Raw genomic sequence first — 13,833 nt, 5'->3', positions numbered from 1 at the left:
GGGCCATTGCTGGCCGCCTCTTCAAAAACGCGACGGGGAGCTTAGAAGCCCACCGCATAGACCGCGAGATCGACCTGCCGACCACTGTTGATATTAAATCCCTCGATCCGGGTCGAGAGGATGGGTTGCTGCTTCAGGCGCTCGTTCTGCGTCCGGAACTCCGCCTCATAGCGCTTTTCCACGAAGGCGACACGACACCCTCCCTGACGCAGGAAGGCGGAGGCTTGGGCTCCTGTATCGACCATGTCGAGGTTGGTGCCGGTCAGGAAGACGAGGCTGGGTTCCCGATAGCCCAGTGTGGCGACCAGCGGGTTTTCGCACGGGACGTTGCGGGCAGCCTCGGCCAGCCGGTCCGAGATCTTGAGGGAACGCAGATCGAGTTGGGCGAACCCAAAGACCCCGATTGCCAGGAAGGCCGCGGAGACGAAGCTTGCCCAGAGGGTCGGCACCATCCGGTTCTTGATGAAGAGCCACCAGGCCCAGAGGGCGAGGAGAGAGGATAGCAGGAGAAATGGCAGGGACCGGAAGGGCGGCATTCCGTCGAAGGACCATCCGACGGCCGACAGGCCCACGGTCAGGCCGACCGGAATGAACGGGATCAGCACGGTCGCCAGCTTGGCCGCCGGGCGATGCGGCCCGACGAAGTGGCGGGAGATGGCCATCACGGTGATGATCGCGACTGCCGGCAGAAGCGGCAGCGTATAGTGCGGCAGCTTGGTCGGCACAGCCTCGAAGACGATCCAGGACGGCACGATCCAGGCAAGGGCGAAGGCCACCGGTTCCTCGCGGCGATGAATCCACGCGAAAGGTACCGCAATGGCCGCCAGAATGGCGCCGGGCCAGAAGGTTGCGAAGAACGAGACCAGGTAGAAGCCAGGCGGAGCCCAGTGGTATTTCTGCGCCGTGCCGACCTTCCCGAGCATGTCCTGACCGACCGAGGCCGAGAAGAAGGCGCCGCCGCTCTTGACGGCGATGGCGATGAACCAGGGCAGCACCACGGCCAGCGTCACGGCGAGGCCCAGCCACGGCCTCAAGGTGAGGAGCCAGCGCGCCGAGCGCTCCTTATACATCAGGACCGCGGCCGTGAGCCCGGCGAACATGATGACCAGGGGCCCCTTGATGAGGATGCCGAGGGCGAAGCCGGCCCAGAAGATCAGCAATGCCCGCCGAGGCAGGACGCCTGCTCCGCGGCTCAAGTAAGCCCGGGCGAGCCCTCCCATGACCGCGACGGAACAGGCAGTGAGCATGGCATCCGTCTTGGCAAGACGCGCCTCCACCATGAGGATGACGCAGGTCGCCATGAGTGCGGCGGTCAGGAAGGCCCCTCGCCGTCCGAAGAAGGCCAATGCCGCCCAGTAGGTCAGCAGCACCGTCGCAATGGCGCCGAGCAGGGATGGAATGCGATAGAGCGCAATGGTGGTCCGCGCCTCAGGAACACCCAGCGCCTGTCCGATGGCGACGCTGGCGCTCTGCATCCAATAGATGCCGACCGGTTTCTTGTGCCGGGCCTCGTCCTGGAAGCGGATATCCACGAGATCGCCGGTCTCCAGCATCTGCTTGGACGCCTGGGCATAGCGGGGCTCGTCCCGGTCCATCGGCTGGAGCGAGGTAAAGCCCGGCAGGAAGCAGACGAGCGAGAGCAGCACGAGAACGGCGCAGAGGCGGGCATGGCTCCGCTCGACGACGCCCGTCAGCTGGGCCACCGAGAGGTAGCGCAGAGACATTCGCTGCTGGGGGACAGAACCGTCCATCAATCACTCCGGGGCGGGCAATCCATCGTGCCGACAGGATCTCCGGTAGGCACAGGTTCATCAAACCGCGTGATGTCCTCTAAACCCGGCGGGAAGTCAAATTGACGGAAGGTAGCGGCCTGACAACCAGGAACAGGGGCCCTCGGGCCGGCATTGCCTGAAAGGTCGGGTTTCAACGCTAGAGGTGCTGGCATGAAGCAGTTTTTCAAATGGTGCGGCATGTGCCTCATCATGCTGTCAGCCTGTCCGGCCGCCGCTCTCGACCAGCCCGTGGTCTGGCGGGACGAGGACACGGGCTGCGCCTACCTGCTCACGCCTCAGGGCGGCATCGCGCCCCGGCACCGGCGGGATGGGACGCTCGATTGCCCTGACGTGGCCGCGAGCACCGGGGTGATCGAGAACATGGGCCGCGACATCGCACGCGGCCTGGACGCCCTGCAGCGCGAGGTCGAGCGCCTGCGCGAGCGATACAATCGCCCCTGAGCTTGAGGAGAGCGTCCTTGCCTCTGAATACCCGTATCTACGGCGAGCACGACGAGAAGACTATCAGGCAGCTGGACCGTTGCATGCAGGCCGGAAGCGCCGCGAAGGGCGTCCTTTGCGCCGACGGGCATCTCGGCTATGCGCACCCTATCGGCGGTGTGATCGCGTATGAGGAGCACATCTCCATCAGCGGGGTCGGATTCGACATCGCCTGCGGGAACATGGCCGTCCGGCTCGATACCCGCTATGAGGACATTGCCGACCAGGCAGGCCGCATCCTCTCCGATATCGGGCGCAGCATCAGCTTCGGGATCGGACAGAAGAACGCCGTGACCGTCGATCACGAGCTCTTCGAATCGCCCCTCTGGGACGAGGCCGGCGTTCGGGACCTCAAGAAGCTGGCATCGGGACAGCTCGGAACCGTCGGCTCCGGCAATCACTACGTGGACCTGTTCGAGGACGAGGAGGGATTCGTCTGGATCGGGGTGCATTTCGGCTCCCGCGGCCTCGGCCACAAGATCACAACCACGCACCTGGCCCTGGTCGGAGCGAAGGACGGGATGGAGGTCGACCCTGCCCTCGTTCACCAGGACAGCGAGGTCGGACGAAGCTACATCGCCGGAGTGAAGCTCGGCGGGCTCTATGCCTATGCCGGGCGGGAATGGGTGGTCGAGCGCGTGCGCCGGATCATCGGCGGACAGGTGACGGACACGGTCCACAATCATCACAATTTCGTCTGGCGGGAGACGCACGGCGAGAAAGATTATTGGGTCGTCCGCAAGGGTGCGACGCCCGCTTTCCCTGGCCAGCGCGGTTTCGTCGGCGGATCGATGGGAGACAACGCCGTGATTCTGCACGGAATCGACACCCCGGAGAGCGCCGACAGCCTCTATTCGACGGTGCACGGGGCAGGCCGTCTCTTCGGCCGGATGGACGCCAAGGGCAAGAAGAACAAGGCGGGCGAATGGGTGCGCCCTCCCCGCTTCACCCGTGACCAAATGGATGAATGGCTGCGGGGGAGAGGCATCCTCCTGCGGGGCGGCGATGTGGACGAGAGCCCCATGGTCTATCGGCGCCTGGAGGACGTGCTCGCCTATCACCAGGGCACGATCGAGATCGAGCGCACGCTCCGGCCTTTTGCCGTCGCGATGGCCGGCCCTGGCGAGTTCGATCCTTACAAGGATTGAATTGCCGGTGCATCGGATTGGATCCCAAAAGTGGACACCACTTCTGGGTCCGATGCTGAGACCAGGGCCGCTTAAGCTTTATCGAAACCAGCCGAAATAAAGCGCCCAGAGGCTTGGCGACCGGATGCCCCGCACCCGACGGGCGGCCTCATCCGCGCGCATGGATTCACCGCCATGGCATGAGCACAGGACGATATGCGCATCGTGCTCGGAGATGTCGAAGAAATCGACGGCATCGCCGAACCTGTCGCTCAGGAGCCCTGCCGTCCGGAGCACCGGGTCGGAATAGGCGACAGTCAGGGCAGAACCATCTGCGCGCAGCGCACGGCGCTGCGCCTTCGGTTTCCACTCAATCTCGTCGAGGGTCTTGAGAATGCGGTCAGGCTCCCGCTCCAGGAGCTCGACCCAGCGGTCCAAGCGCTCCCGTTTCGACAGGACCTGCGCTTTGACTTCGTCGGGGATCTTCAGGTCGGCGACGCTACTGAGTTCGGACAGAGGCCTGTGTTCCATGCTCCCCTCCTTGGCAGAAGAGCGGTTTCGAGCACCCACCAGCTACAAGCTCAACCTTGAAGCCTATGGGAAAGTTCGAGGAACAGGCCGGCGTCGGCCGCCGATATTTTAGGCAGAGCAGGCCCCTCACGGCATCCGAGATCCCATGACAGGAGGCGGGTATCCCGCAGCAAGCCCGGTGAGAAGCTCCACCGGGCTCGGCTTGCTCAGGCTTGCTCAGACACTTGCCGAGTGATCGTGGTCGACGCGGCTCGTCCCCATCAATTCGGCGAGCCGGTTTCGGGCGCGATTGACGCGGCTCTTGATGGTGCCGACCTTCACGCCCAGCGCCTCGGCCGCGTCCTCATAGGACATTCCCTCCGCGCCGATGAGAATGATGGCCTCGCGCTGCTCCTGAGGCAGCTTTTCCAGCGCAGTCGAGAGATCCTGAAGCGCGAGCTTGTCCTCCTGGTCCGGGATCGCGATCATGCTCGCGGCATGGGTCCCGTCGCCGTCCTCGACCTCGCGGCTGGTCTTGCGGTGGGTCGAGTAGAAGCCGTTGCGCAGGATGGTGAAAAGCCACGCCTGGAGGTTCGTGCCCGCCTCGAACGTATCCTGCTTCGTCAGGGCCTTGAGCACGGTATCCTGAACCAGATCCTCCGCCTGATCGACCTTGCCGGTCAGGGAAAGTGCGAAGGCGCGGAGATTCGGCAGCGCGTCCATGACGCCGTTGACGAACTCCTGGTCGACCGGCTCGGTATGGGCGCGGATGACCTGGGCGACGCGATCGGCAAGACGCGCGAGATCGCGCGGCAGCTTGTCCTCTGCGGGATCGCCGTAGAGGGCACGTAATTGCTTTCCCAGATGCAACCGCACGGCAGCGCTCAGCGCAGCCGCCGAGTTGGCGACATCGGGACGGGTGAACTCAGACTGGGTTTTGGAATTCTCTGGCATGCCGGACTATTTGGTGCATACCGCTGCCATTTAAATATCCGAGCGACATTTCGACCATGAGTTTTTTTCATGGCCGCGCCTCTGGATATCATCCCCTGTATGCCTAAGCGGCCGGGCTGGGCTATATGCTCGTCTGAACATAAGGCCAAACCAAGGCCATCCACCACCAAGGAGCATGCGGCGTGGCCCATTATCTCGGTATCGATATTGGCACTTCAGCGGTGAAAGCCATTCTGGTCGACGAGCGGCAGGCTGCGGTTGCCGAATCGGATGTTCCGCTCCAGGTCTCCCGCCCGCACGAACTCTGGTCGGAGCAGGACCCAGAAATCTGGTGGGCGGCGGTGCAATCCGCGCTCGATCAGCTGCGCGCGCAGGCCCCGTCGGCGCTCGCCGATATTCAAGCCATCGGCCTCTCGGGACAGATGCACGGCGCCGTGCTGCTCGACGAGAGCAACCGGCCGCTCCGGCCAGCGATTCTCTGGAATGACGGCCGCTCTTTCCGGGAGGCCCAGGAGCTTGGAGAAAGGCACCCGGAGCTCTCGCGCGCCATGGGCGTCATTCCGATGCCAGGCTTCACGGCACCGAAGCTCGTTTGGCTAGCCCGGCATGAGCCGGACATCTTCCGCGCCGTGCGCAAGGTGATGCTGCCGAAGGATTACATCCGTCTCAAGCTCACCGGCGAAATCGTGACCGACATGTCCGACGCAGCCGGCACCTGGTGGCTGGACGAGGCCAGCCGCGATTGGTCGGACGCGGCACTGGCTGCAACTGGTCTCAGCCGCGATCATGTGCCAAGCCTCGTCGAAGGCTCGCAACCCTCCGGCACCCTGCGCGCCGAGATCGCCAAGCGATGGGGATTGCGCAGCGATGTGGTCGTGGCGGGCGGCGCGGGAGACGCGGCGGCGGGCGCGGTCGGTCTCGGGGCCATCGAGGACGGATCGGCCTTCATTTCTCTCGGCACCTCCGGGCAGCTTTTCGCCACCACGCAGGATTTCAGCCCGGCGCCGGAGGCCGTGGTGCATTCCTTCTGCCATGCGGTGCCGGGACGATGGTTCCAGATGGCCGCGATGCTGAACGCGGCCAGTTGCCTGGCATGGGGCGCCCATCTGCTGAAACGGGACATCGGCGATCTCCTGCGCGAAGCCGAGACAGCCTATCGGAAACCGTCTTCCGTTCTCTTCCTGCCCTACCTCGCGGGCGAACGGACGCCGCACAACGATCCCTATGCGCGCGGAGTTTTCTTCGGGCTCTCGCCACAGACGCAGCCGGCGGATCTGGTGCAGGCCATCCTGGAAGGTGTGGCCTTCAGTTTCGCCGACGCAAAGCAATGCCTCCAGCAGGCAGGCACGCCCCTCACCCATGCGGGCATGATCGGCGGGGGATCTCGCAGCGCGTTCTGGGCCAGGATCTTTGCGAGCGTCCTCAACGTCCCCATGCTGCGCTACCAGGGCAGCGACAAGGGTCCGGCTTTCGGTGCGGCCCGACTGGCACGCCTTGCCGCGACGGGCGAGGCGCCGGACGCCGTTTGCACCGCGCCCGAAGTTCTCGAGACCATCGAACCCGAAGCGCCGCTCGTGGGGCTGTACGGCCCGCGCATCGAAGCTTTCCGTCGCCTGTATCGCGCCTTGAAGCCAGAATTCGTGCAAGCATGAGAGGAAACGATCAGGCGCACGATCCTCCTGAGAAGAAACAAAGTATCTCTTGATTTCGACTGTATCACACTGAACGATAAGCGATGCTGCCGAAAAGTTGTGGGTGATCATCCGCGGCTCAAAAGGAGGGATTGAAACCCAATTGAAATGAAGCATTTAGGGCAGGCACAATCCCTTCTGATCCGGTCCGACTTTTGGCATGATAGAGTCTTCAGAATTCAAGGCTGAAAACTGCCGTTTCGATAAAGCGCCTTTAGGGAAACGCTCATGACAGGATCCTCTCCGATCCTCGAAATGAAGGACATCTCCAAGACGTTTCCGGGCGTGAAGGCGCTCACGAACGTCTCCCTCACCGTCTATCCGGGCGAAATCCACGCCCTGATGGGAGAAAACGGCGCCGGCAAGTCGACGCTGATGAAGATCCTGTCCGGAGCCTACCAGGCGGATCCCGGCGGAGAGATCCGAATCAACGGTCAGCCCGTCACTATCGACGGACCGCTGACGGCACGCCATCACGGCATTTCGATCATCTATCAGGAGCTCTCCCTCGCCCCTAATCTCACGGTGGCAGAGAACATGCTTCTCGGGCGTGAGCACAAGTCCGGCCCCATGGTCGACCGCCGCTCGATGGAGAAGGCCTGCCAGACGGTGCTCGATCGGCTTGGCGTCCATTTCAAGGCTTCCACGAAGGTCAGCGAATTGTCGATGGCCGAGCGGCAGCTCGTGGAGATCGCGCGTGCGCTGATCGCGAACTCCCGCATCCTGGTCATGGACGAACCCACGACCTCCCTCTCCTCCCGCGAGACCGAGGCGATGTTCGCCCTCGTTCGGCAGCTGCGGGCGGAAGGGCTCGCCATCATCTACATCAGCCATCGCATGGCGGAAATCTACGAATTGGCCGAGCGGGTCTCGGTGCTTCGGGACGGTTCCTACGTCGGCACTCTGGTGGGCGACGAGATCTCCGCCGAACGCCTCGTTCAAATGATGGTCGGCCGCGATCTGTCGTCCTTCTACAAGAAGGAGCACGACGCCCATCAGAGCCGTGGGCGCGTGATGTTCGCGGTCCGCAACATGGGCGACGGCGTGCGTGTCCACGACTGCTCGTTCGAGCTGCATGAGGGCGAGGTGCTGGGCATCGCCGGTCTCGTCGGGGCGGGCCGCACGGAGCTGGCGCGCCTCATCTATGGTGCCGATCCCCGCACCAGCGGCGAGGTTTTCCTGCAGGGCAAGCACCTCTCGATCCACAAGCCCGAGGATGCCATCAATTCGGGCGTCGTCTATCTCACCGAGGATCGCAAGCATCTGGGCCTCTTCCTCGATCTCACCGTGCGCGAGAACGTGAACATCAGCGTTCTGAATCGGGATGCTCGCCCAGGCGGCGTCCTCAACCTGAAAGCCGCCAAGCAGAGAGCGGCGGCGGCCATTCGGGCGCTGAGCATCCGCGTGGCGGGCGACGTGGTGCCCGTGGGCAGCCTGTCCGGCGGCAACCAGCAGAAGGTTCTGCTCTCGCGCCTGCTCGAGACGAAGCCCAAGGTCCTCATCCTCGACGAGCCCACGCGCGGCGTGGATATCGGGGCCAAGTCGGAGATCTACCGGCTCATCGACAGCCTCGCCCGCAACGGCGTCGGCGTCATCGTGATCTCCAGTGAATTGCCCGAGATCGTCGGCATCTGCGACCGGGTCCTCGTGATGCGCGAGGGCCGGCTTGAGGGCGAGGTCGGCGGAGCCGGCCACCCGCCCGTGACACAGGAAAATATCATCACCATCGCGACAGGTGTAAGGGAAGCGGCCGAATGACATCCCCGAACGAGACCAGCGCTGGCCTTCAAGCCACCGGAGTCACAGGCGCCGATGCGGCGTCTCAAAGCCTTCAGCGCCGCCTGGCCTGGCGTTCGACCCTGCAGGCCCTCGGCATGCTGCCGGTGCTCATTATCCTCGGCGTCGTGTTCGAGCTCATGTCCGGACGCTTCATGAGCTTCCAGAACCTCTCGATCGTGATGCAGCAGGCGTCGATCAACACCGTGCTCGCGGCCGGCATGACCTTTGTCATTCTCACGGGCGGTATCGACCTGTCGGTCGGCTCGATCCTGGCCGCCGCCGCCATGGTGGCGATCCTGGGGTCCTTGATTCCCGAATGGGGCATGCTGGGCATTCCGGCCGCCCTGCTGGCGGGACTGGGCCTCGGCCTCGTGAACGGCGCGCTCATCGCCTTCGCGAAGCTGCCGCCCTTCATCGTGACGCTCGGCTCGTTGACGGCCGTACGCGGCCTTGCACGCCTGCTCGGCGGCGACACCACCCAGTTCAACCCGCAGCTGCCCTTCGCCTTCATCGGCAACGGCACCCTGTTCGGCCTGCCCTGGCTCGTCTGGATCGCTTTCGCGGTGGTGATCATCTCCTGGTTCATCCTTAGAAGAACCGTCCTGGGCGTCCATATCTACGCGGTCGGCGGCAATCCGGACGCGGCACGGCTGACCGGCATCAAGGTCTGGGCCGTCCTGCTGTTCGTCTATGCCTTCTCGGGCCTCGCGGCCGGTCTCGGCGGCGTCATGTCGGCCGCTCGACTCTTCGCCGCCAACGGATTGCAGCTCGGACAATCCTACGAGCTCGACGCCATTGCGGCCGTCATCCTCGGCGGCACCAGCTTCGTCGGGGGCATCGGGTCGATCTGGGGCACGCTGATCGGCGCGCTGATCATCGCCATTCTGTCGAACGGCCTCATTCTCGTGGGCGTGTCCGACATCTGGCAGTTCATCATCAAGGGGCTCGTGATCATCGGGGCCGTGGCGCTCGACCGCTACCGCCTCAAGGGATCGGCACGCACCTGATCAAGAAATACCGGCGCTCGTGATGGGCGCTCGTATATGCGATCTCCAGGCATCCAAGGCGGCTGCCGGGAGATCGTGGGGATAAAACACCTGCAATCATCACCCTGGAGGAACCCATGGCACTTTCCCGTCTCACCCTAAGCCTTGCCGTCGTCGCCGGCTTGGCCGCCCCGGCCTACGCCAAGGACGTCAAGAACGTCGGCATCTCGGTCGGCCTGCTCGGCAATCCGTTCTTCGTCGCGACCATCAAGGGCATCGAGGCCAAGGCGAAGGAGATCACTCCCGGGGCCAAGATCACGTCCGTGTCGGCGGATTACGACCTGAACAAGCAGTTCACCCAGATGGACAACTTCACGGCGGCCGGCACCGACATCGTGATGATCAACGCGGTCGACCCCAAGGCGATCGAACCTTCGGTGAAACGTGCTCAGGCAGGCGGCATGGTCGTGGCTGCTTTCGACGTGGCAGCAGCCGGCGCCGACGTAACCGTGATGACGGACAATGTGAAGGCAGGCGAGCTCGCCTGCCAGTACATCGCCGACCATCTGAAGGGTAAGGGCGACGTCCTCATCATCAACGGCCCGCAGGTCTCATCGATCACCGATCGCGTGAAGGGCTGCAAGAACGTCTTCTCCAAGTTCCCGGACATCAAGGTTCTCTCGGACAACCAGGACGCCAAGGGCTCCCGCGAGGGCGGCTTCGCCGTCGGCCAGAGCCTCCTGACCCGCTTCCCGAAGATCGACGCCGTATTCGCGATCAACGACCCGACCGCCATCGGCATCAACTTGGCCGCAAAGCAGCTCAACCGCAACGAGTTCATCATCACGGCGGTCGACGGTGCTCCGGACATCGAAACCGAGCTGAAGTCGGGCAACTCCCTGATCAAGGCCTCGGCCTCGCAGGACCCGTACATCATGGCCGCTCAGTCCTATGAGCTCGCGGTCGGCATCGTCAACGGCAAGAAGCCGGAGAAGAACGTCATTCTCCTCGAGCCCAAGCTGATCACGGCCGACAACATCAAGGACTACAAGGGCTGGCAGGCCGTCCGCTGATTTGACCCGACATCCGGCGGCCACGGCGCGTGCCGTGGCCGCCTTTTCCGTTCACCGCCCAGGGAGCGCCCCGATGTTGAAGCAGCTGCGCGAGCAGGTTCTGGAAGCCAATCTGGAAGTGGTGCGCCGCGGGCTCGTGCTTTACACCTTCGGCAATGTCAGCGGCATCAGCCGCGAGGACAACCTCGTCGTCATCAAGCCGAGCGGCGTGCCCTACGAGCGCATGAAGGCGGACGACCTCGTGATCACGGATCTCGAGGGCAAGATCGTCTGGGGCGAGCTGCGCCCCTCGTCGGATCTCGACACCCACATCCACCTCTACAAGTCCTTCCCGGAGATCGGCGGCGTGGTGCATACGCATTCCGAGCACGCCGTGGCCTGGGCCCAGGCCTGCCGCCCGATTCCGGCCCTCGGGACCACCCATGCGGACTATTTCTACGGTCCTGTCCCGATCACCCGCCAGCTAACGGACGACGAGATCAAGAACGATTATGTTCGCGCGACCGGCGTCGCGATTACGGACGCCTTCGGCAACCGCGATCCCCTGGAAGTGCCAGCGGCCCTTGTCGCCGGGCACGGTCCCTTTGCCTGGGGCAGGACGCCTGACGATGCCGTGCACAACGCGGTCGTGCTGGAGGCGGTGGCCCGCATGGCCATGTACACGGTCTCGCTGCAACCGAACGCACCGGGCGTGTCGCAGGCGCTCCTCGACCGGCACTATTTCCGCAAGCATGGCGCCACGGCAACCTATGGCCAGGCCGAAAATTAAGTTCCCTCTCCCATTTCAACTGCTGACACCCCATTCCGGGAGATACAGATGGCCGTTGTAGCCGGTGTCGATTTCGGCACCCTGAGCGTCAGGGTCACCCTCGTCGATGATCGCAAGGGCTCCCTCGGCCTTGCCACGGCGGAGTACCCGCTTCACCGCAAGCGAGAAGATCCCGACTACGCCACCCAGTCCCATGCCGATCACATGGATGCCCTGGCGCGGGCGATGCGCGGCGCCTTGGATTCGGCCGGCGTGAAAGGCGAGGACGTGGCGGCGATTGCCATCGACACCACCGGCTCCAGCGTGGTCATGGTGGGCGAAGGGCTCGCGCCGCTCGACGAATATTACCTCTGGTGCGACCACCGGGCCAAATCCGAGGCCGAGGAGATCACGCGGCTCGCCCACCAGGAAGGTCTCGAAGCCATCCAGTGGTGCGGCGGTGTCTACTCGCACGAATGGGGCTTCTCCAAGCTGCTGCACTGGCTGCGCCACAACCCGGACAAGCGCGACCGGCTCGCGACCGCCCTGGAGCATTGCGACATGGTGGCCGCGACACTCACGGGCGTCACGGATCCTCGCGATCTGAAACGCAGCATCTGCGCCATGGGCCACAAATGGATGTGGAACCCGCGCTGGGGCGGCCTGCCCCCGCAGGACTTCCTTTCCAAGGTCGACCCTCTGTTCGACGGCATTCGGGAGAAGCTTGCAGGCGAATACGCCACTTCCGACGTCATCGCCGGCCACCTCACCCCCTACTGGGCGGAGCGGCTCGGCCTGAGGGCCGGCATCCCGATCCCGGTCGGCGCCTTCGACGCCCATTGGGATGCCATCGGCGCCGGCTGCCGGGTCGGCGACGTGGTGAACGTGGTCGGCACCTCGACGTGCATCATCGCAATGGCCGAGGAGACCAGCCTGATCCAGGGCGTGTGCGGTGTCGTGCCCGGCAGCGTCGACCCCACGCTCGTGGGCATCGAGGCCGGATTGTCGGCCACGGGCGACATCTTCGAGGCGATCGCCCGGCGCGCTAACACCAATGTCAAGGAACTCTCCAAGGGTCTGGAGCAATACCGCGCCGGCCAGACCGGCCTCCTGCGCCTGACCTGGGACAACGGCGACCGCACGGTTCTCGTGAAGGCGGATCTCGGCGGCATCACGCTGGGCTGGAACCTGCTGCACACGGCTCAGGACGAGCTGTTCGCCGCGATCGAAGGCACAGCCTTCCACACCCGTATCATCCTCGAGCGCATGGCCGAAGGCGGTGTGCCGGTCGAGCGCGTCATCAATGCGGGCGGGATCCCGCAGCACAATGCGGTTCTGAATCAGGTCTACGCCAATGTCCTCGGCCGCCCGGTGCTGGTGCCGAACGGCATCCCCACCGGTCTCGGCTCCAGCATCTTCGCCAGCCTCGCGGCAGGTTCCCACCCGGATCTCGACAGCGCCCAAGCAGCGATCTGCCTGCCCTTCCGCACCTTCGAGCCTGACCCGAAGGCACACGCGATCTACGAGCAGCTCTTCGCCCATTACAGGACGCTCTATTTCGGCTTCGGCGGCGTCTCTGGACCCGTTTCGCTGGATCATATATTGCGCGACCTCAAGCGGATCGCGGCACTTCCCTCGGAGCCGGTTCCGCCGGATGCTATGCCTGCCTGATCCCAGATCGGGCCGGGCGGGCATCATGGATATCTTTGAGGTATTGGCCGGAGGCTTTCGATGATCCTGGTTTGTGGTGAAGCCCTGATCGACCTCTTTATCGGGGCGTCCGGCCCGACCGGCTTCCCGGCACAAGCCGTTGCCGGCGGCTCGCCGTTCAATGTCGCCATCGGGATCGGCCGGCTTGGGCGTCCCTCGGCCTTCCTGTCGACCCTGTCGGACGACGTGTTCGGCAGCTTCCTGGCCGAGAAGCTCGCCGAATCCGGGGTGAGCCCTGCCTATATTCGACGCTGCCCGAACTACACGACACTGAGCGTCGTCGCGACGAACGCATCGGGGCAGCCGCAATACTCCTTCTATGCTCCGAACAGTGCCGACCGAGCCCTGACGCCCGAAGCCCTGCCCGCTCAGTTGCCGGCAGACGTGAATGCCATTGCCGCCGGCTCCTATGCCCTTGGGGTCGAGCCCATCGCCACCGCCATCGAGACCCTGCTGCGCCGGGAGGCGGGATCGCGCGTGATCTCGCTGGATCCCAACGTCCGGCCGCGCGTCGTCGGCGACCTGACGGGCTATCGCGAGCGCTTCGAGCGTCTGCTTGCCCACGTCGACGTCGTGAAAGCGAGCGACGAGGACGTGGAGCTCCTCTATTCCACCCACGATCTTGCATCAGCCGCCCGCACCTGGCTTCAGCGTGGTCCGAAGCTCGTCATCGTCACCCGCGGCGAAAAGGGACCAATGGCTGTTTTCGGAGGTACTGTGCTGGAACGCCCAGCTCCGAGGATCGAAGTGGTCGACACAGTCGGTGCCGGCGATACGTTCCACGCCGGCCTTCTCTCCTGGCTCGATGCCAATAACATGCTGACGCCTGAAGGCATTGCCGGACTGACCGAGGCGCAGGTCACGACAGCCCTCGACTTCGCGGCAGCGGCCGCTGCCATCGTGTGCACCCGACGCGGCGCAAATCCACCCACCTGGAACGAGGTGGAGCAGTTCATGGCGGCCCGCGCCTGACCGGAATGGA

Annotated in this window: 12 protein-coding genes; 9 read left to right on the top strand and 3 right to left on the bottom strand. The window is 64.3% G+C overall.

Translation table 11 applies throughout. The features are described from left to right. Nucleotides 1–41 precede the first annotated feature (41 nt). Nucleotides 42–1,751: an ArnT family glycosyltransferase gene (locus VB672_RS09560; protein ID WP_442931971.1), complete on the bottom strand. Its 1,710-nt coding sequence runs from the start codon at nt 1,749–1,751 to the stop codon at nt 42–44. Between the two features lie 192 nt (nt 1,752–1,943). Between VB672_RS09560 and VB672_RS09555 the strand changes: the two genes are divergently transcribed. Further along, the gene (locus VB672_RS09555; protein WP_329783954.1) at nt 1,944–2,234 is read left to right on the top strand and encodes a hypothetical protein; all 291 of its coding nucleotides are present in this window, start codon (nt 1,944–1,946) and stop codon (nt 2,232–2,234) included. A gap of 17 nt (nt 2,235–2,251) precedes the next feature. Further along, nucleotides 2,252–3,421 (top strand): RtcB family protein, encoded by a 1,170-nt coding sequence (locus VB672_RS09550; protein ID WP_329783953.1) that lies wholly within the window; start codon nt 2,252–2,254, stop codon nt 3,419–3,421. Nucleotides 3,422–3,499: 78 nt separating this feature from the next. On the opposite strand, the gene VB672_RS09545 is transcribed toward VB672_RS09550, so the two are convergent. Together VB672_RS09545 and VB672_RS09540 are read right to left on the bottom strand one after the other, a co-directional pair. Next, nucleotides 3,500–3,931, bottom strand: coding sequence for a hypothetical protein (locus VB672_RS09545; RefSeq protein ID WP_329783952.1), 432 nt, complete (start codon nt 3,929–3,931; stop codon nt 3,500–3,502). Between the two features lie 216 nt (nt 3,932–4,147). After that, nucleotides 4,148–4,864 (bottom strand): sigma-70 family RNA polymerase sigma factor, encoded by a 717-nt coding sequence (locus VB672_RS09540; RefSeq protein ID WP_329783951.1) that lies wholly within the window; start codon nt 4,862–4,864, stop codon nt 4,148–4,150. Between the two features lie 182 nt (nt 4,865–5,046). Between VB672_RS09540 and xylB the strand changes: the two genes are divergently transcribed. From xylB to VB672_RS09505, 7 genes are all read left to right on the top strand, one after another. Then, entirely contained in the window at nt 5,047–6,516 is a 1,470-nt protein-coding gene (gene xylB / locus VB672_RS09535; RefSeq protein WP_329783950.1) for a xylulokinase, read from the top strand. Between the two features lie 267 nt (nt 6,517–6,783). Next, on the top strand, nt 6,784–8,313 hold the full coding sequence (locus VB672_RS09530; protein WP_329783949.1) for a sugar ABC transporter ATP-binding protein: 1,530 nt from the start codon (nt 6,784–6,786) through the stop codon (nt 8,311–8,313). Then, complete coding sequence (locus VB672_RS09525; protein WP_329783948.1) at nt 8,310–9,341, top strand: ABC transporter permease subunit; 1,032 nt, start codon at nt 8,310–8,312, stop codon at nt 9,339–9,341. Before VB672_RS09530 ends, VB672_RS09525 begins: the two co-directional genes overlap by 4 nt. 116 nt (nt 9,342–9,457) lie before the next feature. Further along, entirely contained in the window at nt 9,458–10,393 is a 936-nt protein-coding gene (locus tag VB672_RS09520) for an ABC transporter substrate-binding protein (protein ID WP_329783947.1), read from the top strand. Nucleotides 10,394–10,466: 73 nt separating this feature from the next. Next, entirely contained in the window at nt 10,467–11,162 is a 696-nt protein-coding gene (locus VB672_RS09515; RefSeq protein ID WP_329783946.1) for an L-ribulose-5-phosphate 4-epimerase, read from the top strand. A 48-nt stretch (nt 11,163–11,210) separates the two neighbouring features. Continuing rightward, nucleotides 11,211–12,812 (top strand): ribulokinase, encoded by a 1,602-nt coding sequence (locus tag VB672_RS09510; protein WP_329783945.1) that lies wholly within the window; start codon nt 11,211–11,213, stop codon nt 12,810–12,812. A 60-nt stretch (nt 12,813–12,872) separates the two neighbouring features. Continuing rightward, a complete protein-coding gene (locus tag VB672_RS09505; RefSeq protein WP_329783944.1) occupies nt 12,873–13,823 on the top strand; it encodes a carbohydrate kinase family protein in 951 nt (316 codons plus the stop codon). Nucleotides 13,824–13,833: the final 10 nt, after the last annotated feature.

Source organism: Microvirga sp. CF3016 (assembly GCF_036314085.1).
In the GTDB taxonomy this organism is placed as follows: Bacteria; Pseudomonadota; Alphaproteobacteria; order Rhizobiales; family Beijerinckiaceae; genus Microvirga.
This window is presented reverse-complemented; position numbering and strand designations above follow the sequence as displayed.

What these genes read in the sequence shown, in the direction of transcription:
- VB672_RS09555 (WP_329783954.1), top strand. Translation starts at nt 1,944, where the DNA reads ATGAAGCAGTTTTTCAAATGGTGCGGCATGTGCCTCATCATGCTGTCA.
- VB672_RS09525 (WP_329783948.1), top strand. Translation starts at nt 8,310, where the DNA reads ATGACATCCCCGAACGAGACCAGCGCTGGCCTTCAAGCCACCGGAGTC.
- VB672_RS09540 (WP_329783951.1), bottom strand. Translation starts at nt 4,864, where the DNA reads ATGCCAGAGAATTCCAAAACCCAGTCTGAGTTCACCCGTCCCGATGTC.
- VB672_RS09520 (WP_329783947.1), top strand. Translation starts at nt 9,458, where the DNA reads ATGGCACTTTCCCGTCTCACCCTAAGCCTTGCCGTCGTCGCCGGCTTG.
- VB672_RS09545 (WP_329783952.1), bottom strand. Translation starts at nt 3,931, where the DNA reads ATGGAACACAGGCCTCTGTCCGAACTCAGTAGCGTCGCCGACCTGAAG.
- VB672_RS09505 (WP_329783944.1), top strand. Translation starts at nt 12,873, where the DNA reads ATGATCCTGGTTTGTGGTGAAGCCCTGATCGACCTCTTTATCGGGGCG.
- VB672_RS09530 (WP_329783949.1), top strand. Translation starts at nt 6,784, where the DNA reads ATGACAGGATCCTCTCCGATCCTCGAAATGAAGGACATCTCCAAGACG.
- VB672_RS09560 (WP_442931971.1), bottom strand. Translation starts at nt 1,751, where the DNA reads ATGGACGGTTCTGTCCCCCAGCAGCGAATGTCTCTGCGCTACCTCTCG.
- VB672_RS09510 (WP_329783945.1), top strand. Translation starts at nt 11,211, where the DNA reads ATGGCCGTTGTAGCCGGTGTCGATTTCGGCACCCTGAGCGTCAGGGTC.
- VB672_RS09515 (WP_329783946.1), top strand. Translation starts at nt 10,467, where the DNA reads ATGTTGAAGCAGCTGCGCGAGCAGGTTCTGGAAGCCAATCTGGAAGTG.